Source organism: Enterobacter sp. (assembly GCF_977039595.1).
Genome location: NZ_CDRQYH010000039.1, coordinates 12,081 through 36,878, shown reverse-complemented (window position 1 = coordinate 36,878; position 24,798 = coordinate 12,081). Strand labels below are relative to the sequence as shown.

The following is a 24,798-nucleotide window of genomic DNA, read 5'->3' as shown; positions in this document are numbered from 1 at the left end:
TTACCTGCCACGGATCGGACAGGTTGAGAATATGAGCGTAGAGGGACTTTTCGTCCATGGCGGTGACCTCTGGCGATTAAATACACCATTATCATGCCTTCAGCCACCACATCAAGGGAAGACCCATGTGCATACAGTAATTATCGGAGGTGCATCATGGGATTCCCAAGTCCAGCGCAAGACTATGTTGAAGATCGCATATCACTCGATAAGCGTCTTATCGCTCACCCGGCAGCCACATACATGATGATAGCCGGCACGACATACCTGCGCGCTGGAATCATGAAGGGCGCCATGCTCATCGTCGATTCATCGCTGACACCGAAAGATGGTTCTCTGCTTGTCTGTGCTGTTGATGGTGAGTTCAGGATCATGCGCTACAGGACGCTGCCGCATCCTTGCCTGGAGAATCCTGAAAATGGAAGAAGGGAGCCGTTACCATTAAGGGATGAGGCCAGCGATTCTTCACGGCAAGTGTTTGGGGTGATCACGTACACCATCAACGACGCGCGGTCTGGTGAGTTTGATGATTGTCCGGTGATGTGATGGGGCATGGGTGGGGCATAAAGTTACCGCGAAACGACGTTAGTTCATTGCACATGACAAATCGTATCGCGGCAACATAGCTGAAGTTACCGCACATCAATCCAACATCAAGCCACTTCGTTAAAAGACTTAATAGTCTCCAGATAAAGATCGCCTGCAGCACGGGAGTACCGAGGAACGGGATCAGCGTGATGACGTCTTTACTGCTGAGCGAGCTGCCGATCCCGAGCATGATCCCGCAGAACGAGAGAAGTGCCACGGGCAGCATAAAGGTTTTACCCAGTTGCTGGAAAAATTCCCACAGCGATATTTTTTGTGCTGCTTTCGCCGTCATAAAACGACTCCTTTATTGTTAAAATCAGTTTGTCTGCCTCAATGCTGCGAGAAGATAAAACGTTTTATCAAAGTTTAGTGCGCGCTAAATCACATTCTCAGGCTTTGACTGGTAGTATAAAGATAACGTATTGATAAAACGTTTTACCGATCTCATTTTCAGGGAGTCACGCCAACACATGGCCGTAGTGAAAAAAGTCACCATCAACGATGTCGCGCTGGCGGCGGGGGTTTCCGTCAGCACTGTTTCTCTGGTACTGAGCGGAAAAGGGCGCATCTCTCCCGCGACCGGTCAGCGGGTGAACGAGGCGGTTGAACAGTTGGGCTTTGTGCGTAACCGCCAGGCGTCGGCGCTGCGCGGGGGGCAAAGCGGGGTGATTGGCCTGATCGTTCGTGACCTGACGTCACCTTTCTATGCGGAGTTGACGGCCGGGTTAACCGAAGCGCTTGAAGCGCAAGGGCGGATGGTCTTTCTGCTTCACGGCGGCCGCGAAGCCGATCAGCTGCTTTCCCGGCTCGATATGCTGCTGAACCAGGGGGTGGACGGGGTGATCGTCGCAGGGGCGTCGGGCGTGGGCAGCGAGCTGTGCGAGCGTGCCGCCGAACAGGGAGTGCCGCTGGTGTTTGCCTCGCGCGCCAGCTACCTCGACGAAGCCGATACGCTGCGTCCGGATAACATGCAGGCCGCGCAAATGCTGACCGAGCATCTTATTCGTCGCGGTCATCAGCGCATTGCCTGGCTGGGCGGGAAAAGCTCGTCCCTGACCCGCGCCGAGCGGGTCGGCGGCTACTGTGCGACGCTGATTAAATACGGCCTGCCGTTCCACAGCGAGTGGGTCGTGGAGTGTGAGTCCAGCCAGAAGATGGCGGCGGAAGCGATAGGCGCGCTGCTGCGAAGCAGCCCGACGATCAGCGCCGTGATTTGCTACAACGATGTGATCGCCATGGGCGCCTGGTTTGGCCTGATCCGCGCCGGGCGTCAGAGCGGCGAGGGCGGGGTGGAAACCTTCTTCGGCCACCAGGTGGCGCTGGGGGCGTTCGCCGACGTCGGTGAAAACGCGCTGGACGATCTGCCGATCGTCTGGGCCACTACCCCCGCGCGGGAGATGGGTTACACCCTGGCGGACAGAATCATGCAGCGTATCGAAAATACAGATGTGCAGGCCGGGCACCAGATTGTGGCGGCGCGCCTGGTGCCGGTAAAATAGTATCAGGTGAGTTGCGTTAGCGGATTGAGCAACAGTTCGGCTTCCAGTGCCTCCACAAATTTTCGTACTTTTGCCGGGATCAGCCTGGAGGTCGGATAAACCGCCCAAACGGCCAGCGATTCCGGCCGGGCATCTTCCAGGACGATCCGCTCGAGTTTCCCCTCTCTGAAGGCCGGTTCTACGTACCAGCGAGATAAATTGGCGATGCCCAACCCTCCAAGGCAGGCTTCGAAAATGGCCTCAACAGAGTTCGCGGAGAATCGGCCCGAGACCTTTTGCCTGTAGCGCTGTTCGCCCTGTTCGAATGACCAGTGGACGGTATCTGACGTGGTCAGACAGCTATGTGCCGCCAGATCGTTAAACGATTTTGGATAGCCATTTGCGGCAAGATACGCCGCGCTGGCGCAGAGATCCCGTGGGTTGTGACACAGGCGATGGGCAACTAATCGGTTGTCGCGCAGCGGAGCAATGCGTAACGCCACGTCTATGCCTTTACCGACAATATCCACCTGTTCGTCAGTGGCGAGTAAATCGACCTGCAGGGCGGGATGTTGCTGCATAAACCGGGTCAGCATGGGAGCAACGATCTTACGGCCAAACCCCGCTGAGGCGGTAATGCGCAGGCGTCCGGTAAGATGCGTCCCCTCGGGAAACAGATCGGCCAGCGCATTATTTTTATCTTCCAGCAGCGCCTGCGCATGGGGTAAAAAAACGTCCCCATCGCTGGTGGGTGAGAGGGAACGCGTGGTGCGGTGCACCAGCCTGACCCCCAGTTCCGCCTCAAGATTATTAAGAGACCGTGACGCCGCCATAGGGCTCACAGAGAGCCGACGCGCGGCGCCCGCCAGGCTACCCGCCTTGACGGCTTCGACAAACACTTCAACGTCTTCCAGCTTCATTGTATCGCTTTTCGTTATGCTGACCTATCAAAGTACATGTCTACATTATTAATCGTTACGCTGCCATAGTCTCTTCACAACCTGAAAAAATATCAGTCTGGAGTGAAGATGAAAAAGTTGAAAACGGTTCTGGCGTTCAGCGGCCTGCTCTTTGCAAGCTCATCGTGGGCAGATGCCCCCGCGCAGGTGAAACAGCAGGTCCCGGGGTATTATCGTCTGGCGGTCGGGGAATATGAGGTGACGGCGCTTTTCGACGGCTATAACGATCTTTCGCCTGCCTTGCTACACGGGCTCTCAGGCGACAAGGTTCGCGAACTGCTGGCTCAACACAAAATTGATGCCGAACGCATGCCTACTGCCTTCAACGCCTTCCTGGTGAATACCGGTAAACACCTGGTGATGATTGACAGCGGGGGCGGCCACTGCATGTCGGAAACGGCTGGCCAGCTGGTCAGCAATATGAACGCATCAGGGTATCGTCCCGATCAGGTTGATACCATTTTCCTGACCCACCTGCACCTTGACCACGTGTGTGGCCTGAGCGATGCAGACGGTAAGGCGCTGTTCCCCAATGCCACCGTCTACGTTCCGCAGGGGGAAGCCGACTACTGGCTTGACCCTGCAAAAGAAGCGAGCGCACCGGCTAACGCGAAGGAGTATTTCGCTATCGCCAGGAATGCTCTTTCTGCCTATAAAGCCGCCGGGCATCTTAAAACCTTCGTCCCGCCAGCTTCGCCGATCCCGGAAGTCCAGACGACCTATGCCACTGGTCATACGCCTGGCAGTACCGTTTATCGCTTTGCGTCGCAGGGTACGGCTATCAACTTCATTGGGGATTTGATTCATGCGCCTGCCGTCCAGTTCCCGCACCCTGAAGTGTCTATTCGCTTTGATGTCGATCCGAAAAAAGCCATCTCGTCCCGGACGCAGGAATTTAACGCGCTGGCGAAAGACGGTGAGTGGATGGCCGCAGCGCATCTGCCATTCCCCGGTATCGGGCATATTACCGCCTGGCAGCAGGGTTTTAGCTGGAACCCGGTAAATTACGGTCCTTATCAACGTGCGGCCAACGTGCCTCTGCTGAAATAATGTGAGGTTACGAACATGAAAAGTTACACCGTAACGGCAAACGGCATTCGTCAGTTCGTGGTCGAAGAGGGTGAAGGCGCACCGGTTATTCTCCTGCATGGTTTCCCTGAAACAAACTATGCCTGGCGCTACCAGATACCTGTATTGTCCCAGCACTACCGTGTGATTGCGCCAGATTTACGCGGGTATGGCGAAACGGATAAACCTGCATCTGGCTATGATAAACGCAACATGGCGCGGGACATCCGGGAACTGATGCGTGCGCTTGGCTTACAGAAAGTGGTACTGGTGGGGCACGATCGCGGCGCACGCGTGGCGACGCGGTTTGCAAAAGATTACCCTGAACTGGTGGAACGACTGGTGGTGATGGATAACGTTCCAACGCGCATTGTGGCGCGCGATCTGAATGCGTCGATTGCGCGTGCATACTGGTTCTTTCTGTTTCATCTTGTACCAGACCTGCCGGAAGCGCTGATTGCGGGTCGGGAGAATATCTGGCTGCGCCACTTTTTCTCGGACTGGACCTACGATCCGTCTACCATCAGCGGTGAGGCGTTTGATACCTATGTTCGGGCGTATCAGGCACCGGGGGCCGTGCGAGGCGCTATGGCTGACTATCGCGCCAACGCAGAGGATATTGCGCAGGATATGGCAGACGCTGAGGTGAAAATCACCTGCCCGGTAATGTCGCTGTGGGGTAATGATTTTCATGCGGTCGGCAAGCTTTTCGATATGGAAAGCGTCTGGGCCGAAATAGCGGAGAACCTGCGGGCGCATGGTATCGATGAGTGCGGCCACCTTCCGCAGGAGGAGCAGCCAGAGAAAGTGAACGCGCTTCTGCTGGATTTCCTGGCGGGATGGAAAAGCTAGCGGGCAATAAAAACCCCTCATGCGAGGGGTTTTGCTGTTTACTGCTGCGGTGCCGCCGGTTCGGCTGGCGCTGCCGGTTCAGCCGGTTCCGGCATTCCCAGAGCAGGCATACCAAACATGCCGACGAAGTCTTCCAGCGGCATTTTGTCGCCGTTGAGCGTGACCTGGCCATTGGCGTACTGCAGGCTGGTGGAAATCGTGTTGTTGTCCACCTTCGTGATGCGGAACATCTGGCCCATTGCCGCCAGGCCTTTCACCTGCTGGTTCGCCAGCTTGGCGGCGTCTTCATCGCCGTAGCCTTCCAGCTTCGCAATCTGGGTCATGAACTCGGTTGCCATATCCATCGGAATGGTCAGCTTGCTGTCGAGCGACTTCACGCTGCGATCCACTTCCTGCGCCAGCGTCTGCGGCTCACCCGTTGCGGTGGCCGGATCTTTCAGGAACAGCGACAGGTTGAAGCTGGTTTCGCCTTTGCTGTTTTTCCAGCTCAGCGGCGCAACGGTGACCACCGGCTCACCTTTCAGCAGGATCGGCAGGTTGTTGAACAGCACCGCCATCGCCTGCTGCTGGTAGACTTCCGGGTTCTGCTGCAGCGCGGCATCGGTCAGCAGCGCCTGGCTCTCTTTGCTGTATTTCTGGCTAAACTCGTGCCACGCCTGGCCGTCGATATTGCCGATCTTCAGCGACAGTTTGCCGGTGCCCAGATCCTGATTCTGCACTTTCAGGCTCTTCAGCGTGTAATCCAGCTGGGTATTGATGCTCTTACCGTCTTTAGAAACGTCGGATTTTCCGTTGACGTCCATGCCTTCCAGCACGGCCATCTCTTTGCCTTCAACAGCAATGGCGACTTTGTCGAGAGACAGTTTCTGATCGCCGATACGCTCCTGGAAATCGGTCATGCGGCTGTTGCCGTCGGCTTTCAGGTTATTGAAGGTGAGCTGAACTTTTTGGTTATATTCGTTCACGGCATTGACCAGGCCGCTTTCCGCTTCACCCGTCAGGGAGAACACGTTTCCATCGCGGTCAGCATCGAGTTTGAAGTGACCGCCGCTGAAGGCGACTTTCTCATTCTCTTTCTCGTAGTTCAGCGCTTTCAGAGCAATATCGGAACTCGTGTCACCGGAATAGCTAATGCGGGTATTAATGTCGAAAGGCGATTCATTCTTCGCCAGGTCAAAAAGCGGTTTGGTGACGTCGTTATTCACCAGCACGGTATGAACGGACGCCATCGACGGGATCAGGTTAAAGGACTTCAGCTGCGCCAGCGGCAGGGGACCGTGGCTCACCACCTCGTCCAGCACCACGCTCTGGCCCGGTTTCAGCCAGCCGTTTGCAGCACCGGCAACCGGCTTCACTACCATCTGCATGCGGCTGGTAAACACGCCGCGGTGATAGTTCTGGTAGCTCAGCTCAAGGCCCGCCTCCGGCGCGCTGCGCTTAATCTCTCCGTTAGCCTGCGCCACCATCTCAGCCAGACGGCCTTCCAGCTGTTTCCCGGTAAACCAGGAAGCACCCGTCCAGACCACGCCTAACGCTACAATCACTCCAACCGCTACGACCGATTTTTTCATTGCGACTATCCCTAAAATGAAACCAGGCGGTAAAAACCGCCAGGAGATATTAAGCCTGCAACTAGCTTAGCAAGAGTTGTTAAAAAATTCAGTAAGTGGTTAAAGCTTATTGAAAACGCGCGCCAGACGACCGGTGCCGCTTACGCTAACCGGAGACTCATTGGCTGCAACGAAGGCTGACTCACCGGGCTTAAGCACCAGACGCTGTTCGCCTTTGTGCAGCGTCGCTTCGCCTTCCACGCAGAACAGGATCGACGCGCTCTCCTGCGCGATGGTGGTTTCGGCCTGGCTCAGGTCGTGCAGGGAAAAGGCAAAATCTTCAACCGGAATCGGGAAGTCCAGCTCTGCACCGTTTTTCACCGGCTGAGTCAGAAGCTCCGCGGCAGGTTTCGCCACGAACTTCACGTTGGCTACCAGCTCAGGGATGTCGATGTATTTCGGCGTCAGGCCCGCGCGCAGCACGTTATCGGAGTTGGCCATCACCTCCAGCGCCACGCCCTGAAGGTAGGCGTGCGGGGTTTCCGCGAAGAGGAACATCGCTTCGCCCGGATTGAGCTTCACCACGTTCAGCAGCAGAGGGGAGAACAGGCCGCTGTCGTCCGGATAGAATTCGGAAATCAGACGGATGGTCTCCCACGGTTCACCTTGCTGGCTGTCCAGGGCGGCTTTCAGCACCGCCAGGGCGTGGGTTTTCTCTTCATCCTGCATATTCAGCAGGCTGGCAAACAGCTGGCTCAGCGCATCGGCGTTCGGGTTTTCAAGGAAATGCGCGATGGCTTTATGGGCACCCGCGACCGGCTGCAGCAGGGAGATAATTTCTGAAAACTCGCGGAACGCATTCATCGCCAGGAACGGCGTCAGCGCGAACACCAGTTCCGGCTTGTGGTTAGGATCTTTGTAGTTACGCTCGGCAGCATCTAAAGGAATACCCGCCGCGTTCTCTTTCGCAAACCCGATTTCTGAGGCTTTCTTGTTCGGATGAACCTGGATGGAGAGCGGCTGGTCAGCGCACAAAACTTTAAACAGGAACGGCAGTTCGCCAAAGCGCTGAGCGACTTTGTCACCCAGCAGCGCGGCTTTATCGGCATTAATCACGTCGCGCAGGCTGCGTACCTGGCCGCTGGCGTCTTCAATTTTTGAGCTGCTCTTCGGGTGCGCACCCATCCACAGTTCCGCCATCGGCAGGTTGTTCGGGTTCGCGATACCGTAGAGATCCGTTAACGCAGTTTTACTTCCCCAGGCGTAGTTTTGCACTGAGTTAATGAGTTTTTGCATTATCAAGCCCTGATTCAATTGTGGAATTAACTCCGGGTATTAAAGCAATAAACCTCATGGAAGTAACCTGTGGATGTAAAAAGTCGTACTAGTCTCAGTTTTTGTTAAAAAATTGTGTAGGATAAGCTGACTCGCTTTTAAGCCGGGCAGCGGAACATCTGCCCTGAATAAACAGACCGAAGCAGTAAGTGAGAGACCAATGTCGAATAAACCCTTCCATTATCAGGATCCTTTCCCCCTCAGTAAGGATCAGACCGAGTATTACCTGTTAACCCGCGATCACGTCTCCGTCTCTGAATTTGAAGGACAAGAGATCCTCAAGGTGGATCCGCAGGCGCTGACGCTGCTGGCGCAGCACGCTTTCCACGACGCCTCGTTTATGCTCCGTCCTGCGCATCAGCAGCAGGTGGCCGATATTCTGAGCGACCCGGAAGCCAGCGAAAACGATAAGTACGTTGCCCTGCAGTTCCTGCGTAACTCCGATATCGCGGCGAAAGGCATTCTGCCAACCTGTCAGGATACCGGCACGGCGATCATCGTCGGTAAAAAAGGGCAGCGCGTCTGGACCGGCGGCGGTGACGAAGCGGCGCTGGCACACGGCGTTTATAACACCTACACCGAAGATAACCTGCGCTATTCGCAAAACGCGGCGCTGGACATGTATAAAGAGGTCAACACCGGCACCAACCTGCCTGCACAGATTGACCTCTACAGCGTCGACGGGGACGAGTACAAATTCCTCTGTATCGCCAAAGGCGGCGGTTCGGCCAACAAAACCTATCTCTATCAGGAAACCAAAGCGCTGCTCACCCCGGGTAAGCTGAAGAATTACCTGGTTGAGAAGATGCGCACCCTCGGCACCGCGGCGTGCCCGCCGTACCATATCGCGTTTGTGATTGGCGGCACGTCGGCTGAAAGCACGCTGAAGACCGTGAAGCTGGCCTCAACCAAATACTACGACGGCCTGCCAACCGAAGGTAACGAGCACGGCCAGGCGTTCCGCGACGTTCAGCTTGAGCAGGAGCTTCTGGAAGAAGCGCGTAACCTGGGTCTTGGCGCACAGTTTGGCGGCAAATACTTTGCCCACGACGTGCGCGTGATCCGTCTGCCACGTCACGGTGCTTCCTGTCCGGTCGGGATGGGCGTCTCCTGCTCTGCGGATCGCAATATCAAGGCGAAGATCAACCGCGAAGGCGTATGGATCGAAAAACTGGAAAACAACCCGGGCAAATATATTCCGGAAGAGCTGCGCAAAGCGGGCGAGGGGGAAGCGGTCCGCGTTGACCTGAACCGTCCGATGAAAGAGATTCTGGCGCAACTTTCGCAGTATCCGGTCTCGACCCGTCTCTCCCTGAACGGCACAATTATCGTGGGCCGCGACATCGCGCACGCGAAGCTGAAAGAGCGTCTGGACAACGGCGAAGGGCTGCCGCAGTACATTAAAGATCACCCGATCTACTACGCCGGCCCGGCGAAAACGCCTGAAGGCTACGCCTCTGGCTCGTTAGGCCCAACCACGGCGGGCCGTATGGACTCGTACGTTGACCAGCTGCAGGCCAACGGCGGCAGCATGATCATGCTCGCGAAAGGCAACCGCAGCCAGCAGGTGACGGACGCCTGCCACAAGCACGGCGGCTTCTACCTCGGCAGCATCGGCGGCCCGGCTGCGGTTCTGGCGCAGGGCAGCATCAAGAGCCTGGAGTGCGTGGAATACCCGGAACTGGGTATGGAAGCGATCTGGAAAATTGAAGTGGAAGATTTCCCGGCGTTCATCCTCGTGGATGACAAAGGCAACGATTTCTTCAAGCAGATCCAGTCGTCCCAGTGTTCGGCGTGTGTGAAGTAAATCTGTAAATTGCCGGGTGGCGCTGACGCTTACCCGGCCTGGATTTTCGTAGGTCGGGTAAGGCGCAGCCGACACCCGACATCAAAAAGAGCGCACAAAGCGCCATAACGTTTCTCAGAAGTCATCAATACTTATCCCTTAAGCATGTGAGCTATCCCTCTTTTGTTATCAAGGAGAAAGTAATGACCACGGTACGCCATGAGAAAGACTCGATGGGCGCCATCGACGTCCCGGCCGACAAGCTATGGGGCGCGCAAACCCAGCGTTCGCTGGAGCATTTCCGTATCTCGACTGAAAAAATGCCCGTCTCGCTGATTCAGGCGCTGGCGCTCACCAAACGCGCGGCCGCGAAAGTGAACCGGGATTTAGGCCTGCTGACGGCAGACAAAGCGACCGCCATCATCAACGCCGCCGACGAAGTGCTGGCGGGCAAGCATCCCGACGAATTTCCCCTCGCTATCTGGCAGACCGGTTCCGGCACCCAGAGCAACATGAACATGAACGAGGTGCTGGCGAACCGGGCAAGCGAACTGCTGGGCGGCGTGCGCGGCATGGAGCGCAAGGTTCACCCGAACGATGACGTCAACAAAAGCCAGAGTTCCAACGACGTCTTCCCGACGGCCATGCACGTGGCGGCGGTGATTGCTATCCGCGAGCAGGTTATCCCGCAGCTCAACGTCCTGAAGTCTACGCTCAACGAGAAGGCGCAGGCCTTCCGCGACATCGTCAAAATTGGCCGTACGCACCTGCAGGACGCCACGCCGCTGACGCTCGGCCAGGAGATTTCCGGCTGGGTGGCGATGCTGGAACACAACCTGAAGCATATTGAGAACAGCCTGCCGCATCTGGCGGAGCTGGCGCTCGGCGGGACGGCGGTTGGGACCGGGTTGAACAACCATCCGGAGTATGCGGTGCGCGTGGCGGAGGAGCTGGCAAACATAACCGGGCAGCCGTTCGTCACGGCGCCCAACAAGTTCGAGGCGCTGGCGACCTGCGATGCGCTGGTCCACATCCACGGCGCGCTGAAAGGGCTGGCGGCGTCGCTGATGAAAATCGCCAACGACGTGCGCTGGCTGGCCTCGGGCCCGCGCTGCGGCATCGGTGAAATCAGCATTCCGGAAAACGAGCCGGGCAGCTCCATCATGCCGGGTAAAGTCAACCCGACCCAGTGCGAAGCCATGACCATGCTCTGCTGCCAGGTGTTGGGCAACGATGTGGCCGTTAACCTGGGCGGTGCGTCCGGCAACTTCGAGCTGAACGTCTATCGCCCGATGGTGATCCACAACGTTCTGCAATCGATTCGTCTGCTGGCGGACGGCATGGAGAGCTTTAATGAACACTGCGCGGTGGGGATCGAGCCAAACCGCGAGCGCATCAGCCAGCTGTTGAACGAATCGCTGATGCTGGTGACCGCGCTCAATACCCATATTGGCTACGACAAAGCCGCCGAGATCGCCAAAAAAGCGCATAAGGAGGGGCTGACGCTGAAAGCCTCCGCCCTGGCGCTGGGCTATCTGACGGAGGCTGAGTTCGATGCCTGGGTACGTCCCGAGGCGATGGTTGGCAGCCTGAAATAATTACCTCGCTACGTACAGGTGCAGCCGCGGAATAATCAGCTGAAGCGGCTGCGCCTGAGGTCGGTAACGGTGCTGGACATTTTCAGCATCGTAATTCAGCAATTCACCAATATCCGGCACTATGGCCCCCCGATCGTCATCATAGAGCGCAATCAGCGGCGTTGGGCAGGCATACTGCACCTGTTTTTGCTGGCCGGAATACCAGACGCGGGCGATAGGCTGAACCTTCACCGGGCGCTTAATTTTGAGGCGCGTATCCGCCGGCAGCGAGGCGATGCTGTGGTACTCCTGTTCCAGGCGCTCAATCCATTGCTCACGCGACCACGGCGCGACGGTGCGCGGCGTCTTCAGGCTCTTTTCCAGCTGCGCCAGAATTTCATCCCGGGTGAAGTTTTTAATGATGTGCTTATTCGCCCAGCCGAAGCGCAGCGTGGCGGGATGACGCAGTACCGTCAGCGTGCGATAGGCATTCAGGGTAATTAACCCCGGAAGCTGACGGTGCACCCACTCAAACCGGGCGGCGGGGGCCAGGCCCGACTCTTCGGTAACGATTTTCTCAAATGCAGCTTTCAGGCTGTTGATATGGGTAATCTGGCTTTCCAGCGCTTCGCGCGCTGCGGCATCGGTTTGCAGGCAGATTACGCCGGGCAGCCGCACCGCCGCCTTGCTGCTGCGCTGTTCAGACTGCTGCTGGATAAAAAGATGGCGATAGTGCTTCATCGCCAGCTCCAGTGCGGCCTTGCCGATGTGCTGCTTCACGTCGATGGTGTCCAGCGGATCGTGCTCGGCTCCTTTGACCACCTCGGGCAGGGTGAAGACGCGCGCGGCCAGCAGGCGGCAGGTCTGCAAACGTTCTGTCAGGGTTAGCAGCTCGTGTTCTATTTCCCGAAACGTGCTGTTCAGCCGTTCGATGAGATCGTAGGTCGCCATATACACTCTCATTAGTTACAACATACTTATCATATAGCACAGCACGCCGGGTCAGGCCAGCGTGCGCTTGAAGTCAGGCAGGGACGGGAAGGGCGATGTTATGGTACACCGGCCAGTTAAAGCAGAAGCGCGCGCCGCCGAGCTCGCTCTCCTCGCAATGCACCGTACCGCCCATGGCCTGGGCGATAGAGTAGACAATTGCCAGCCCCAGGCCACATCCTCCGGTGGCGCGATCGCGGCTGGGATCGAGGCGGACAAACGGTTCAAACACGGTTTCGCGTGCTTCCGGGGCAATCCCCGGTCCGTCATCCTCTACCGTCAGGCTGGCCTGGTTTCCCTGCAAATCCAGCCCAATTTGCAGCGTACTTTCGCTGTAGCGCATGGCGTTGTTCATCAGGTTGTCCAGAACGCGCTCCATCAGGCGCATATCAAGCGCGCCGTAATCACCCGGCGTGACGCGCGTCAACAGCGTGCGCTGCGGGTTTACGCTCTGAACATCGTCAATATGGGTTTGCAGCCAAGCGGGCAGATCCGGCGTGCTGAGGTTCAGTTCGTTTTGCGGGCGATCGAGGCGCGCATAGGTCAGCAGCTCCTCAATCAGCGCTTCGAGTTGGCCAATATCGCGGTTCAGGGCCTGAGACTCCGCTTCCGTCAGATTCTCGCTCATCTCCAGACGATAGCGCAGGCGAACCAGCGGCGTGCGCAGCTCATGTGCAATCCCGTCGATCAGCTGCTTCTTACTGGCTATCAGGGCATTAATGTTATCGGCCATCTGGTTAAAGGCCACGCCAAGGCGTTCAAAGCTGGAACCGCTGTCGAAGTGAATGCGTTCGGTGAAATGCCCTTCGCCAAAACGCTGCGCGGCGGATTCCAGCTTCAGCATGTCCTGCCAGTGGGGGCGCATCCAGATAAAGACCGGAAACGCGAGCGAAATGGCGATAAAGGCCATCAGCGCCATGTCCAGCAGACGCATCTGGTGCAGATAATAGAGATAGGGCACCGGCCCGACGGCAAGCACGTAATGGCTGCGAGGAATACGCTGGATAAAGGTGTATTTCTCATCCAGCGCGACGATGTCCCCGTCGCGCAGACGTTGCATGGCAGGCGGGTCCAGATCGAAATCTTTCAACGGCTCGATGCGTAAATCGAATGACAGATTCAGATCCAGCTCTTTCAGGGTTTTCGCCCAGTCGTGTGGCGGGATCTCTCTTAGCTCGCTGCGCATCAGATAGAGCGAGCTTTTCATCAGATCGTCCAGCGACTGCCTGCCCGCACGTTCGGCGGTAAATTTATAAACCAGCCCGACCAGCATGGTCATCACCAGGAAGCAGACAAACAGTAAAAGATAAAACTGCACAAACAGCTTTTTCATTGGATCTCACCGCAAAAACGCTATGTGCAGAATATACATGAAAACCCTTCGAGTTTTTCACGTCTGTCGAGCGTGTTATATGGCTTTCGCGCTGTTTTTTACCTTGGCGATGAGTTTTTCGGTCATCGCCAGTCCTTCAGCAATATGCGTATCAATCACATCCGTCCCGTATTCGCTGATGAGGTCCAGCAGTATTTCGTAAGACTGGATGAGTTCCAGCAGGTCAAAGAGCGCTTTTTGATCGGTTCTTGAGGGGGTGACGTGGTTAAGGGTTGCCTGATTAACAATCCACTCAAGATTGGTTTTTATCGCTTCTACCTGACCGTAGCTATACATATGTCATGGGCTTAAATCCTCATTTCAAGATTTATTGGAGAGATGTCGTGAAAGCTTCACGGCGAAAATGAGTAAAACGATCGCAAGAGCGGGGCGAGCTGAAGAAAGGAGAGTCGAGAAGGTAATTATGGAATAGTTCGCGTGCTTAGCAAGTAAATTGTTGCGCAAACGTAAAAATAAACGTACGAAAGAGAAGGCATCATCGCGCAATGCCTTCATTTCTGTCAGGTTATCTTCTCAGGTTTCCCATGCATGTGGGGCAAACAGATAACCCTTATTACGCACGGTTTTAATGCGGTAGGGCTCGGTGGCGTTATCCTGCAGTTTTTTGCGCAGACGCGAAATCGCCACGTCAACGCTGCGGTCCATTCCGTCATAGCTCACGCCACGCAGGTTTTTCAGCAGCGCGTCACGGTCCATAATCTGTCCGGCATGCGTTGCCAGCTCCCACAGCAGGTCAAAATCTGCGGTAGAAAGGGCGATAAGTTCGCCAGAGAGCAGCACCTGACGATTAATCGGATCAATAGACAGCGTCCCGAAGCGCATCGCTTTGTGCGGCGTCAGAGACGGCGCCGGTGCTTCGCGTTCGATGCTGGCGTGCTGGCGTAAATGGAGGCGCAGGCGAGCGAGCAGGACGGCAGGCGGTGTGGTTTTCAGAATGTAGTCATTGGCACCCATCTCCAGCGACAAAATGTGGTTCATATCGCTGTCCAGCGAGGTGAGCAGGACAATAGGGCCCTCCCAACGGGAGCGCAGGTCACGGCAGAGCGTCATGCCGTCTTTGCCTGGCAACATGATATCCAGCAGCACCAGATCCGGGTTTTCACGGACGACCACCTCTTCGGCACGATCGCCGCGAGGTTCAACAATGACGTCCATATCATGTTTACCCAGATAGGCGGCGATTAGCTGCCCGACTTCGGGTTCGTCTTCAACATAAACAATCTTATTCATACAGCGTCTGTTTTCGTGAAAAAAGCCAACATACACCGCGAAACCTTAACCTTCCATTAATCTTTCTAAATTAACGCCGGTTCCGTAATTCTGGCTGTTATTCGCTTTCACTAGCGCAGCGGTCGGCCACCGTCCACGGCAAAGGTTCTGCCGGTGACGTAGCAGCTGGTGAGCAGGTAATCCACGAGGTCGATGACCTCTTTCTCGCCGGGGGCGATTTTCATGAGCGACTTATTCAGCGCCTGCTGGCGATACTCTGCATCATCGTTTTCGTTAAACAAAATCATCGCCGGGGCGATGGCGTTCACCTTCACCTCCGGGGCGAGCTTGCGGGCAAACGAGCGGGTCATGTTATCCAGCGCGGCTTTACTGGCCGCGTAGGCGATGTGCTTGTCGCTGCCGCGCTCCACTACATAATCGGTGAAGTGAATGATGTCGCCCGCAGCGTGCCCGTGGCCGCGCAGCAGGTCCTGCAGAGCGTGGTTAAGCAGATAAGGGGCATTGACGTGGATCTGCAGCATGGAGGAGAGCGTTTCGCTAAGTGACGTACCGGGTTTTTCGGCACGCCATGCGCTGGCGTTATGGATCACGGCGCGCAGCCCCGTCGTGGTGGCTTTTACCGTTTCCGCGAAAGTCAGAATGCCTTCATCGGTTGAAAAATCAGCCTGAATGCAGACCGCCCCCGCTTTGCGTAACCCTTCAATCGACGGGTATTCCGTACGGTAGCTGACAATGACCGGATGGCGAAGATTGAGAAAGTGATGGGCGAGGGCGAGGCCGATACGGCGGCCTCCACCGGTAATCAGTATTGGGCGAAGCGGTGCATTTCCCATCGTATTCTCCTTTACAGTTCAACAATGGGAAAGGCGATGCTATCCCATTAACATCCAGGTTGCCGGTAGGGCAGCAACCAGTAGTAGTCCAATTAATGCCATCTCACGGCGTTTCAGCGCGTTCTCCAGCTGATGCGTACGGCGGGCATAGATAAACACCAGCAGACCCGGTGCGTACAGCACCACCGACAGCAGCAGATGCATAGGACCGGAAGCATACAACAACCACAGGCCGTAAATACAGGCTCCGACACCCACAACATAATGCGCCGGGCGTGTGGCAATTTTTAACAGATACGCACCCACTAAGAAATAGGGTACCAGAATCATCTCCGAGGCGATGGTCAGCAGGGTGTTATAGTCTGAACCTGTGAGCCAGATCAGCACCAGACAGACCTGAACGCTGATGTTGGTCAGCCAGAGTGATGCCGACGGCGCATTGTTTTGGTTTTGACGGGCGAACAGGCGTGGAAACGCTTTGTGCGTCGCGGCCAGGAAAGGCACTTCTGCCGCCATGATGGTCCAGCTCAGATACGCGCCGCAGACGGATATGATAAGGCCAGCCGCAATCACCACGTCGCCCCAGGGGCCGAGCATTTTCACCATCAGCCCTGCCATTGACGGGTTACGCATTTCAGCCAGTTCAGGACGCGCCACCACGCCCAGCGACAGCAGCGTTACCAGCAGATAGACCCCGAGCGCAGCGAGTACGGCCAGCAGCGTGGCGCGGCCCACATCGCGTTTATTTCGGGCTCGGGCAGAAACCACGACCGCGCCTTCTACACCGATGAACACCCACAGGGTAATTAGCATCGTGTTTTTCACCTGCTCCCAGACGGGGACGCCCAGCGCAACGCCGCTGAAATCAAGCTTAAACACGTCCATACGGAACGCAATGAAGGCCAGAACGATAAACAGGCCGAGCGGAACCAGCTTCGCGAGCGTCGCCACCAGGTTGATGCTGGCGGCCGTTTGTACGCCACGTAACACCAGCCAGTGGACGAACCACAATAACACCGAGGCGCCCACAATAGACTGCCAGGTATTTCCGTCGCCAAAGAGGCGCAGCTCAGGCGTGTCGGTAAAGAAACTGAGCGCCGAGAAGACGATTACCAGATAGGAGACGTTGGCGATAACGGCACACAGCCAGTATCCCCACGCGGAACAGAAGCCAATCAGCTCGCCGAAACCTTCACGCGCATAGGTGAAAATACCGCCGTCCAGATCCGGGCGAATGCGGGTGAGCAGCAGCATAGCGAAGGCCAGCAGCAATATTCCGACACCCGTAATGCCCCAGCCAATGATGAGCGCAGAAGGGCTCGCGACTGCCGCCATATTTTGCGGCAAACTGAATACGCCCGCACCCAGCATTGAGCTTAAAACGAGTGCAGTCAGAGCACTCAGGCCAAGTTTCTTTTCCATTGGCTTCCTGTTATGAAAGGTCAAAATCCAGAATAATTATTTCGCTCAGGCGCATAAAAATGGTGGATCACACTAAGGCGCGGGATTTTACGGAGTGTAACGAAAGCATGCAATGACGTGAGGCAGAAATTCAAAAAAAGTAACAAAAAAAGGCGGCATTGCGCCGCCTTTCGTAAACGACTTTTGTTACTTGTACAGATCGGCGCTGATGGTCACGTTGTTACCACGTTCCTGCCACTGGCGGGTGATGTGGTAGTACTTCGCCCCTTTCTTCGCCGCACGCTTCGCGACCTGGTAAGAGACTTCCGTCATGTTGCCGTAGTTGCCGGTAAATTTGATGCTGTCGAACGGCACCATCTGCGCAGCAGTGGCGTTGTTCAGCTCTTCAATTTTGGTACCGTCCGGCAGCGTAACGGAGTAACGGCCACCTTTCGTGGACTGCGTTTCAAAGAAACGACCCACTTCAGCGCTTGGAGCCGCCGTCGTTGCGACGCCAGGAATTTCAACTTTCTTCGCGGCTTCGCCACCTTTCGCTATCGCCGCGCGACCCGCTTCTGAATTCGCCGGGATGGCATCCGGGCTTTGCAGAACACGTTTTTTCGCATCTTTTTTATAGATGAACGCGGTAATGCGCTGGTTGCCACCCTGGTTAGCATCGACCTGACGCACGATGTAGAAAGAATAAGCTCCTTTCTCTTTCGCGGCTTTGGTGATGGCATCGTTCACTTCAGGCTGGCTGCGGTAAAAGCCCTGAACGGTGACGGTGTCGTAGGGTTCCAGCTCAATCGCCTGATCTTTCGGCAGTTCAACAACACCGTTGATCACGCGGTTTTTCGGTGCGTCAGCTTTTGGCGCATTGTCTTTGAATAGCGCGATGGTCACGCGCAGGTTACCGCTGTTGCCGTAATCTGACTGGTCAACGACATAAAACGAGGCCGCCCCGTTTTTATCAGCAGCTTTTGATGCAGCGGCGACGGCGTCGCCAATAGAATTATAACGACCCACAATGACCGTATGGTCAAAAGGTTTTAACGCTGCCGCTTGCTCCGGCGTTAACTCTGTTGCGGCATTCGCAGACAGGGCGGTCGCGGAAAGAAGTGCGGACGCCAGGAGTGTGTTCTTAAGCTTCATAAAAATGATCCTTCGCCTTGCGCAAACCATGTACTGGTATTGTTGTTAATTTGAGACGGTCCCGATTATTGCATTTAAAACCCGTCGCTGTCTGCGCCATTTTTCACTGCCTGTGCTCACTGAATCACCTTATTCGATAACATTTAGTGATATGTTGAAAAAACACGCGTTTGACAAGTAAAACTGATAAAGCATATGACTTTTACAAGTTAATTTAATGTTAATAAGTTGTTCTCTTACGGCGCTATATCATGTTTTTACCGCTTCGCTTGCGCGATTTATCGGTTCCGGCGATGAATTTAAGGTAAATATCACTGTCAGTGACGCCGATCGCTTATTTTTCACAGATAAAGTAAGAAATAGTGTTTTCTGGCGGTAGATCACGGGCGTTATTTTCAGTAGGTTATAGACAGTTTGTTACTGTTTTATTTTCCGGGGTTAATCATATCTCGTCGCTGGCGCGATGGTGAAAATTGATACAAACCGCGGGCATTTATCGATAAACCATCATCAAGAACCGATGGAAGGGAAAACTATGCGTATTGGGGTACCAAAAGAACGGTTAGCCAATGAAACCCGCGTAGCGGCAACACCGAAAACGGTGGAGCAACTGCTTAAGCTGGGTTTTACGGTCGCGGTTGAAAGCGGCGCGGGCAAACTGGCGAGTTTCGATGACGAGGCCTTTATCCAGGCTGGCGCGGAAGTGGTCGACGGTGCTGACGTCTGGCAGTCTCAGGTGATTCTGAAGGTCAATGCACCGGAAGAGGGTGAGATTGCGCTGTTGAATCCGGGGACAACCCTGGTGAGCTTCATCTGGCCTGCACAAAACCCGGAGCTGATGGAGAAGCTGGCAGCCCGTGGCGTGACCGTAATGGCGATGGACTCCGTGCCGCGCATTTCGCGCGCGCAGTCGCTGGATGCCTTAAGCTCCATGGCAAACATCGCTGGCTACCGCGCCATTGTTGAAGCAGCCCACGAGTTTGGTCGCTTCTTTACCGGTCAAATCACCGCCGCGGGTAAAGTCCCTCCGGCGAAAGTCATGGTGATTGGCGCGGGCGTGGCGGGCCTTGCTGCAATCGGTGCGGCAAATAGCCTGGGCGCTATCGTACGTGCCTTTGACACCCGTCCTGAAGTAAAGGAACAGGTTCAGAGTATGGGAGCCGAATTCCTTGAGCTGGACTTCAAGGAAGAAGCCGGCAGCGGCGATGGTTACGCGAAGGTGATGTCCGAAGCCTTTATCAAAGCCGAAATGGAACTCTTCGCCGCTCAGGCGAAAGATGTCGACATTATTGTCACCACCGCGCTTATCCCGGGTAAACCTGCGCCGAAGCTGATTACCCGTGAGATGGTTGATTCCATGAAGCCGGGCAGCGTGATTGTCGACCTGGCCGCCCAAAACGGCGGTAACTGTGAATATACCGTACCGAATCAGGTGACCACGACCGCTAACGGCGTGAAGGTGATCGGCTATACCGATCTGCCGGGCCGTCTGCCAACGCAGTCTTCTCAGCTGTACGGCACTAACCTCGTCAACCTGCTTAAGCTGCTCTGCAAAGAGAAAGACGGCAACGTCACCGTTGATTTCGACGATGTGGTGGTGCGAGGTGTGACCGTGGTCCGTGAAGGTGAAATTACCTGGCCTGCGCCGCCTATTCAGGTTTCTGCTCAGCCTCAGGCGGCACCAAAAGCGGCGCCTGAGCCAAAAGAACCTGCTAAACCGGCTTCACCGTGGCGTAAATACGCGATCATGGCGCTGGTAATTATTCTGTTCGGCTGGCTGGCTGACGTCGCGCCAAAAGAGTTCCTCGGCCATTTTACCGTCTTCGCGCTCTCCTGCGTCGTAGGCTACTACGTGGTGTGGAACGTCTCCCATGCGCTGCATACCCCGCTGATGTCGGTAACCAACGCCATCTCCGGGATCATCGTGGTGGGGGCGTTACTGCAGATTGGTCACGGCGGCTGGATCAGCTTCCTGAGCTTTATCGCGGTGCTGATCGCCAGTATCAATATTTTCGGTGGTTTCACCGTGACTCAGCGCATGCTGAAAATGTTTCGTAAAGGCTAAGGGGTAGCATATGTCTGGAGGATTAGTGACAGCCGCATACATTGTTGCTGCAATCCTGTTTATTTTCAGTCTGGCGGGGCTTTCCAAACACGAAACGTCTCAGCAGGGGAATAACTTTGGTATCGCCGGGATGGCGATTGCGCTGATTGCCACCATCTTCGGGCCGGATACCGGCAACGTAGCGTGGATCCTGGTGGCGATGATCATCGGCGGCGCGATTGGTATTCGTCTGGCAAAACGCGTTGAAATGACCGAGATGCCGGAGCTGGTTGCCATTCTGCACAGCTTTGTGGGTCTGGCCGCGGTGCTGGTGGGCTTCAACAGCTACCTGTATCACGAACCGGGTCTGGAACCGATTCTGGTCAATATCCACCTGACTGAAGTGTTCCTGGGTATCTTCATCGGTGCGGTGACCTTCACGGGCTCCATTGTCGCGTTCGGTAAACTGCGCGGGAAGATCTCCTCTAAACCGCTGATGCTGCCAAACCGTCATAAGCTGAACCTGGCGGCGCTGGTGGTGTCATTTGTTCTGCTGGTGGTCTTCGTGCGTACCGAAAGCGTCGGTCTGCAGGTGCTGGCGTTGCTGGTAATGACCATCATCGCGCTGGCATTCGGCTGGCACCTAGTGGCATCCATCGGTGGTGCGGATATGCCGGTTGTTGTCTCAATGCTGAACTCCTACTCCGGTTGGGCGGCAGCGGCGGCAGGCTTTATGCTGAGCAACGACCTGCTGATCGTCACCGGTGCGCTGGTGGGTTCTTCCGGTGCGATCCTGTCTTATATCATGTGTAAGGCGATGAACCGTTCGTTCATTAGCGTAATCGCCGGTGGTTTCGGGACAGATGGCTCTTCTTCCAGTGCTGATGAAGAAGTGGGTGAGCACCGTGAAATTTCTGCGGAAGATACCGCAGACATGCTGAAAAACTCGCATTCTGTGATCATCACCCCCGGCTACGGCATGGCGGTGGCGCAGGCGCAGTATCCGGTTGCGGAAATCACCGAGAAGCTGCGCGCGCGGGGCATCAAGGTTCGCTTTGGTATTCACCCGGTGGCAGGGCGTCTGCCTGGCCACATGAACGTGCTGCTGGCGGAAGCGAAAGTGCCTTACGACATCGTGCTGGAAATGGATGAGATCAACGATGATTTCGCCGACACCGACACCGTGCTGGTCATTGGTGCCAACGATACCGTTAACCCTGCTGCACAGGACGATCCGGGTAGCCCAATCGCCGGTATGCCGGTTCTGGAAGTGTGGAAGGCGCAGAACGTAATCGTCTTCAAACGTTCTATGAATACCGGTTATGCCGGGGTGCAGAACCCGCTGTTCTTCAAAGAGAATACCCACATGCTGTTTGGCGATGCTAAAGCCAGCGTGGATGCGATTCTGAAAGCGCTGTAAGTTGCGCTGAAACGAAAAAACCGCCGAATTTGGCGGTTTTTTTATTGTCGGGCGGCGTCAGGTGTTAATCGTCTTCCGGATCGTCCAGCTCAACCGGCGTCTGGTACTCATCCGGCTTAATGACCAGCAGGTCGCAGCGCAGATGGTCGATCACCTGTTCGGCGGTATTGCCGAGGAAGGCGGCAGAAATACCGGTCCGGCCGATAGTACCCAGCACCACAATCCCCGCCTGCAGGTGTTCCGCCAGGTCCGGGATCACCTCTTCAGGCAACCCTTTTTCCACGTGGGTCATTTTCTCATCAATGCTGAATTTCTGGCGCAGCGCTTTCATGGCCAGCAGATGCTGACCGCGGATCGCGTCGTTGTACACGCTTGGGTCAAATTCAGGTAGCTCAATGGCAATGTTAATAGGGGTGACCGGATAGGCACCTACCAGGTGCACTTCAGTATGATTGACCTGGTCGGCAAGCTGGATGGTCTCCTTCACCAGCTTCTCGTTCAGGGAGTTGTGGTAATCCTCTTCGCTAGCGAGGTTTACCGCCACAACGGCTTTCCCGCCTTCAGGCCACGGCTGGTCTTTAACCATCCAGACCGGGCAAGGGCATTTGCGCAGCAGGTGCCAGTCGGTCGGGGTGAAGATCACGGATTCCAGCTTGTCGTGCTGGTGCGCCATCTTCAGCAGCAGATCGTGCCCACCGGCGACAACTTCCTGGATGATGGCTTCGAAAGGTCGGTTGTGCCAGACCACTTTAATATCAATGGGAACACCCGCTTCCAGGTAATACTTCGCCTGTTCTCGGATCCACGCGGTACGCTGGCTGATGACGCCCTGACGCATAGCGGTGCGCTCGTCAGGCGACAGAAGGGTGGTCATCTCATACGAGAAGTCATAGATCGGCAAAAACGCTTTGATTTTGCCACCAATCCGTTGATGTAAATACACAGCACGTCGTAATGCCGGCTGATCGTCCTGATTGGGATCGATAGCTACCAGCATGTTTTGATACTTGGCCATACAGGTCTCCTTACTACTGTCACCACAGTCTGTAATTAAAAGAGTAACCTATATATCCTGAATGAAACAGAGGGGAGGTTTTGCCAGATCAATAAATCATGCAAATTTATTGGTTCGTACTGCTGCATGATGAATGTAAAGATTTTCTTGGGCTTCAAATCGTTATGTGGGCGCGTCAGGGGCATATTGACAAGAATCCTCCTATTAATAACAGCAACCTGGTCCCTATCCATATCACCGTTCCACTTTGCACCGACCTCATAAACCATCCGTGAATCCTCATGTCCCCTCGGTGTCGCTACAAACGAAGGATGTGCACATGCATAAAGTGACCAGCAGGCATGGTGTGTCTCGACTGATGGGGACAGTTCTCTGATTCCTGCCCTACGTAATCCATTCTTCCATCCGTAGGACAGAGAACCTGCCTTTGTTGTCGAGCGCTGGTCGGTTACCAATACTGTCCTGAGGCGCTGCGTTTCGGTTTTTCCATGTTCGCGGCGATTTTCAGGTTGCTGTTTTATCTTAGATAGGTTGTACAAGAGTTCTGCTCTTTCAGAGCATCACTTTATGTAGCAATCGCTTGCTGGGAAGAGAAACCGTTTACGAGCCAAGGTTTGTGGCAGCGAAATAAATTTAGCCGCTTTTATTCGTCGGCATTTCCTGGTGTCGTTGCCCAGTAAGCCAGGGAGAGGGCGCATGGACAGGATGTGCAAGGAATAATTATCATAATGATACCAAATTTTAGTAGGGTGATCAGCCTTAGTCTGATGTTTCTTTTTATGATAGAAGTTATCTGACACATTTAATCGAGTAAAATTCATGAAAAAGATCGTACTTGCATTATTTATCACTACAGTAAGCCTTTCAGTTCATGCCACTGATAACACGAAATCCTTGTCTGATGAGGTGTTATCATATCAAGCCGAACTAATTTGCAGTCCTAAATTCAGAGAAGAAGCCGCAAAACCAGACTTTAAGATTAAAAAAGGATTGATTAACGCAACTGATCCTACTCCTTTCAATGAAGACGTTCTGAAAGCTTATCAGGAAGTAGTGAAGGAACATCCGGGGATTGAGAAAATCGTAGTCGACCCTAAAAATGTTGACGCGTGTAAACCAAACGTCATTGAAAAATACCGTAAAAAACATCCGCTTTAAAAACGAACTGACCAGAGCTTAAGCCAAGCTAATTAAATTTAAATGGTATGGTGTGTATCTTTACGAGATGCTCGACAGGCTAACGTTTACAGGCCGTACCATATAACTTTTGGACGTACTTGAACTTTTATCATGATACGTCGATAAATTAACCGAAGTTAGCGATCCCCATTACATCGAAATGGCAGTGACAAACTACAAATGACAATTGTTTTCATCCCCGCATTGATAGCTATCTTGGTTGCAAAAGAACGGGAATCTGGTCGTGCACTAACGCAGCAAGAGAAAGGGATGCTCTACTTTGGAGGGCAGGGCATTCAGCTGCAGTGGCAGATGAAGCGATAAATGCTGTCGCCGCTGTATACGACAAAATATACAGATCTGCTAAAGGTTCGGTAAAATTTGCTTATGCCCTGGCCCGTTTTGCGCCATTACCTGACGTTGTATTCTCTAATGTTAGCCCCGTTAATGCTATATATGCCTGTTCGCTTAATCCGCTTGCCATTTTTATCCGTAATAGTAGCGGTTAGGGTGCTGCAGCGAATGGAATGACTCTCATCAATAACCAGCCTAATGGCTTCTAAAGGATCTTCTACCTCAACAAGATCCACAGTCTTATCCAGACCGAATGGCACAAGGTGGAAGGCTGTTTTCCCCGATGATTTTCTGGTTATTTTCACGGGATACAGTACGTCTCCACTTTTATGAATAAATTCAAGGCGTTCAATGTAAATCATGGCGATTCTCCTGGTTTGTCTGCATGAATATACAAACCGAAGATAGGAGATACAATACAAATAAATAGGGAAATCTAAAATAGCCTAACATGACGTGTAATACATTGAATTATTTGCGTAATATTATAAAGCGCATGCAAAAATCGAATCGTTTACCAGCCTTATTGCCAGCTGACGTGACCTACTTCCTATGACTCATGAAACCGTTATGTACGCATGCATTCCGAACACC

General features: G+C 54.6%; 21 protein-coding genes and 1 pseudogene. 9 read left to right on the top strand and 13 right to left on the bottom strand.

Features of this window, described 5'->3' with window-relative positions; all coding sequences use genetic code 11:
• Positions 1-156 precede the first annotated feature (156 nt).
• The gene (locus ACWYRJ_RS13195) at positions 157-546 is read left to right on the top strand and encodes a HumD family translesion DNA polymerase (protein ID WP_455508040.1); all 390 of its coding nucleotides are present in this window, start codon (positions 157-159) and stop codon (positions 544-546) included.
• Between the two features lie 139 nt (positions 547-685).
• Here ACWYRJ_RS13195 and ACWYRJ_RS13190 read toward each other — a convergent pair.
• Positions 686-880 (bottom strand): annotated as a pseudogene (locus ACWYRJ_RS13190) (PTS sugar transporter subunit IIBC); the annotation flags it as partial.
• Between the two features lie 178 nt (positions 881-1,058).
• Between ACWYRJ_RS13190 and ACWYRJ_RS13185 the strand changes: the two are divergent.
• The gene (locus ACWYRJ_RS13185; protein WP_455508039.1) at positions 1,059-2,087 is read left to right on the top strand and encodes a Mal regulon transcriptional regulator MalI; all 1,029 of its coding nucleotides are present in this window, start codon (positions 1,059-1,061) and stop codon (positions 2,085-2,087) included.
• A gap of 2 nt (positions 2,088-2,089) precedes the next feature.
• On the opposite strand, the gene ACWYRJ_RS13180 is transcribed toward ACWYRJ_RS13185, so the two are convergent.
• Complete coding sequence (locus ACWYRJ_RS13180; RefSeq protein WP_149366760.1) at positions 2,090-2,986, bottom strand: LysR family transcriptional regulator; 897 nt, start codon at positions 2,984-2,986, stop codon at positions 2,090-2,092.
• 108 nt (positions 2,987-3,094) lie between these two features.
• Here ACWYRJ_RS13180 and ACWYRJ_RS13175 point away from each other — a divergent pair, with 108 nt between their 5' ends.
• Both ACWYRJ_RS13175 and ACWYRJ_RS13170 read left to right on the top strand, forming a co-directional pair.
• Positions 3,095-4,075 carry an MBL fold metallo-hydrolase gene (locus ACWYRJ_RS13175; protein WP_455508038.1) on the top strand — a complete coding sequence of 327 codons (981 nt, stop codon included), beginning with the start codon at positions 3,095-3,097 and terminating at the stop codon, positions 4,073-4,075.
• A gap of 15 nt (positions 4,076-4,090) precedes the next feature.
• Positions 4,091-4,945 (top strand): alpha/beta fold hydrolase, encoded by an 855-nt coding sequence (locus ACWYRJ_RS13170; RefSeq protein WP_455508037.1) that lies wholly within the window; start codon positions 4,091-4,093, stop codon positions 4,943-4,945.
• Between the two features lie 38 nt (positions 4,946-4,983).
• Here the strand turns inward: ACWYRJ_RS13170 and ACWYRJ_RS13165 are convergent, their stop codons facing one another.
• Together ACWYRJ_RS13165 and manA are read right to left on the bottom strand one after the other, a co-directional pair.
• Positions 4,984-6,516, bottom strand: a complete 1,533-nt coding sequence (locus ACWYRJ_RS13165) for a YdgA family protein (protein ID WP_455508036.1) — start codon at positions 6,514-6,516, stop codon at positions 4,984-4,986.
• A 99-nt stretch (positions 6,517-6,615) separates the two neighbouring features.
• Positions 6,616-7,791: a mannose-6-phosphate isomerase gene (gene manA, locus ACWYRJ_RS13160; RefSeq protein ID WP_455508035.1), complete on the bottom strand. Its 1,176-nt coding sequence runs from the start codon at positions 7,789-7,791 to the stop codon at positions 6,616-6,618.
• 199 nt (positions 7,792-7,990) lie between these two features.
• Between manA and fumA the strand changes: the two genes are divergently transcribed.
• Together fumA and fumC are read left to right on the top strand one after the other, a co-directional pair.
• Positions 7,991-9,637: a class I fumarate hydratase FumA gene (gene fumA, locus ACWYRJ_RS13155; protein ID WP_024909338.1), complete on the top strand. Its 1,647-nt coding sequence runs from the start codon at positions 7,991-7,993 to the stop codon at positions 9,635-9,637.
• Between the two features lie 182 nt (positions 9,638-9,819).
• Positions 9,820-11,214, top strand: a complete 1,395-nt coding sequence (fumC, locus tag ACWYRJ_RS13150; protein WP_455508034.1) for a class II fumarate hydratase — start codon at positions 9,820-9,822, stop codon at positions 11,212-11,214.
• On the opposite strand, the gene tus is transcribed toward fumC, so the two are convergent.
• The 7 genes from tus to ydgH form a co-directional block, all read right to left on the bottom strand.
• Positions 11,215-12,144 (bottom strand): DNA replication terminus site-binding protein, encoded by a 930-nt coding sequence (gene tus, locus ACWYRJ_RS13145; protein WP_159125008.1) that lies wholly within the window; start codon positions 12,142-12,144, stop codon positions 11,215-11,217.
• 73 nt (positions 12,145-12,217) lie between these two features.
• Entirely contained in the window at positions 12,218-13,516 is a 1,299-nt protein-coding gene (gene rstB, locus ACWYRJ_RS13140) for a two-component system sensor histidine kinase RstB (RefSeq protein ID WP_111965685.1), read from the bottom strand.
• A 75-nt stretch (positions 13,517-13,591) separates the two neighbouring features.
• The gene (locus tag ACWYRJ_RS13135) at positions 13,592-13,852 is read right to left on the bottom strand and encodes a hypothetical protein (RefSeq protein WP_111965686.1); all 261 of its coding nucleotides are present in this window, start codon (positions 13,850-13,852) and stop codon (positions 13,592-13,594) included.
• 237 nt (positions 13,853-14,089) lie between these two features.
• Positions 14,090-14,806, bottom strand: a complete 717-nt coding sequence (gene rstA, locus ACWYRJ_RS13130) for a two-component system response regulator RstA (protein ID WP_111965768.1) — start codon at positions 14,804-14,806, stop codon at positions 14,090-14,092.
• A 110-nt stretch (positions 14,807-14,916) separates the two neighbouring features.
• On the bottom strand, positions 14,917-15,639 hold the full coding sequence (gene folM, locus ACWYRJ_RS13125) for a dihydromonapterin reductase (protein WP_455508033.1): 723 nt from the start codon (positions 15,637-15,639) through the stop codon (positions 14,917-14,919).
• Between the two features lie 39 nt (positions 15,640-15,678).
• Positions 15,679-17,061: an amino acid permease gene (locus tag ACWYRJ_RS13120; RefSeq protein ID WP_111965688.1), complete on the bottom strand. Its 1,383-nt coding sequence runs from the start codon at positions 17,059-17,061 to the stop codon at positions 15,679-15,681.
• A 186-nt stretch (positions 17,062-17,247) separates the two neighbouring features.
• On the bottom strand, positions 17,248-18,192 hold the full coding sequence (ydgH, locus tag ACWYRJ_RS13115; protein WP_111965689.1) for a DUF1471 family protein YdgH: 945 nt from the start codon (positions 18,190-18,192) through the stop codon (positions 17,248-17,250).
• Between the two features lie 535 nt (positions 18,193-18,727).
• On the opposite strand from ydgH, the gene pntA reads away from it, so the two are divergent.
• Positions 18,728-20,257, top strand: coding sequence for a Re/Si-specific NAD(P)(+) transhydrogenase subunit alpha (gene pntA / locus ACWYRJ_RS13110; protein WP_115874887.1), 1,530 nt, complete (start codon positions 18,728-18,730; stop codon positions 20,255-20,257).
• A 10-nt stretch (positions 20,258-20,267) separates the two neighbouring features.
• Positions 20,268-21,656: a Re/Si-specific NAD(P)(+) transhydrogenase subunit beta gene (gene pntB, locus ACWYRJ_RS13105; protein ID WP_032668239.1), complete on the top strand. Its 1,389-nt coding sequence runs from the start codon at positions 20,268-20,270 to the stop codon at positions 21,654-21,656.
• 64 nt (positions 21,657-21,720) lie between these two features.
• Here the strand turns inward: pntB and uspE are convergent, their stop codons facing one another.
• Complete coding sequence (uspE, locus tag ACWYRJ_RS13100) at positions 21,721-22,671, bottom strand: universal stress protein UspE (protein WP_032640084.1); 951 nt, start codon at positions 22,669-22,671, stop codon at positions 21,721-21,723.
• A gap of 819 nt (positions 22,672-23,490) precedes the next feature.
• Between uspE and ACWYRJ_RS13095 the strand changes: the two genes are divergently transcribed.
• Positions 23,491-23,829: a hypothetical protein gene (locus tag ACWYRJ_RS13095; protein WP_111965692.1), complete on the top strand. Its 339-nt coding sequence runs from the start codon at positions 23,491-23,493 to the stop codon at positions 23,827-23,829.
• A gap of 431 nt (positions 23,830-24,260) precedes the next feature.
• On the opposite strand, the gene ACWYRJ_RS13090 is transcribed toward ACWYRJ_RS13095, so the two are convergent.
• Positions 24,261-24,566, bottom strand: coding sequence for a transposase (locus ACWYRJ_RS13090; protein WP_111965693.1), 306 nt, complete (start codon positions 24,564-24,566; stop codon positions 24,261-24,263).
• Between the last annotated feature and the right edge of the window lie 232 nt (positions 24,567-24,798).

Excerpts from the sequence above, each read along its gene's own strand:
- pntB (WP_032668239.1), top strand. The coding sequence starts at position 20,268 with ATGTCTGGAGGATTAGTGACAGCCGCATACATTGTTGCTGCAATCCTG.
- ACWYRJ_RS13095 (WP_111965692.1), top strand. The coding sequence starts at position 23,491 with ATGAAAAAGATCGTACTTGCATTATTTATCACTACAGTAAGCCTTTCA.
- fumC (WP_455508034.1), top strand. The coding sequence starts at position 9,820 with ATGACCACGGTACGCCATGAGAAAGACTCGATGGGCGCCATCGACGTC.
- ACWYRJ_RS13120 (WP_111965688.1), bottom strand. The coding sequence starts at position 17,061 with ATGGAAAAGAAACTTGGCCTGAGTGCTCTGACTGCACTCGTTTTAAGC.
- ACWYRJ_RS13195 (WP_455508040.1), top strand. The coding sequence starts at position 157 with ATGGGATTCCCAAGTCCAGCGCAAGACTATGTTGAAGATCGCATATCA.
- rstB (WP_111965685.1), bottom strand. The coding sequence starts at position 13,516 with ATGAAAAAGCTGTTTGTGCAGTTTTATCTTTTACTGTTTGTCTGCTTC.
- ACWYRJ_RS13170 (WP_455508037.1), top strand. The coding sequence starts at position 4,091 with ATGAAAAGTTACACCGTAACGGCAAACGGCATTCGTCAGTTCGTGGTC.
- tus (WP_159125008.1), bottom strand. The coding sequence starts at position 12,144 with ATGGCGACCTACGATCTCATCGAACGGCTGAACAGCACGTTTCGGGAA.
- ACWYRJ_RS13165 (WP_455508036.1), bottom strand. The coding sequence starts at position 6,516 with ATGAAAAAATCGGTCGTAGCGGTTGGAGTGATTGTAGCGTTAGGCGTG.
- manA (WP_455508035.1), bottom strand. The coding sequence starts at position 7,791 with ATGCAAAAACTCATTAACTCAGTGCAAAACTACGCCTGGGGAAGTAAA.
- ACWYRJ_RS13090 (WP_111965693.1), bottom strand. The coding sequence starts at position 24,566 with ATGATTTACATTGAACGCCTTGAATTTATTCATAAAAGTGGAGACGTA.
- folM (WP_455508033.1), bottom strand. The coding sequence starts at position 15,639 with ATGGGAAATGCACCGCTTCGCCCAATACTGATTACCGGTGGAGGCCGC.
- ACWYRJ_RS13185 (WP_455508039.1), top strand. The coding sequence starts at position 1,059 with ATGGCCGTAGTGAAAAAAGTCACCATCAACGATGTCGCGCTGGCGGCG.
- pntA (WP_115874887.1), top strand. The coding sequence starts at position 18,728 with ATGCGTATTGGGGTACCAAAAGAACGGTTAGCCAATGAAACCCGCGTA.
- uspE (WP_032640084.1), bottom strand. The coding sequence starts at position 22,671 with ATGGCCAAGTATCAAAACATGCTGGTAGCTATCGATCCCAATCAGGAC.
- ydgH (WP_111965689.1), bottom strand. The coding sequence starts at position 18,192 with ATGAAGCTTAAGAACACACTCCTGGCGTCCGCACTTCTTTCCGCGACC.
- rstA (WP_111965768.1), bottom strand. The coding sequence starts at position 14,806 with ATGAATAAGATTGTTTATGTTGAAGACGAACCCGAAGTCGGGCAGCTA.
- ACWYRJ_RS13135 (WP_111965686.1), bottom strand. The coding sequence starts at position 13,852 with ATGTATAGCTACGGTCAGGTAGAAGCGATAAAAACCAATCTTGAGTGG.
- ACWYRJ_RS13175 (WP_455508038.1), top strand. The coding sequence starts at position 3,095 with ATGAAAAAGTTGAAAACGGTTCTGGCGTTCAGCGGCCTGCTCTTTGCA.
- fumA (WP_024909338.1), top strand. The coding sequence starts at position 7,991 with ATGTCGAATAAACCCTTCCATTATCAGGATCCTTTCCCCCTCAGTAAG.
- ACWYRJ_RS13180 (WP_149366760.1), bottom strand. The coding sequence starts at position 2,986 with ATGAAGCTGGAAGACGTTGAAGTGTTTGTCGAAGCCGTCAAGGCGGGT.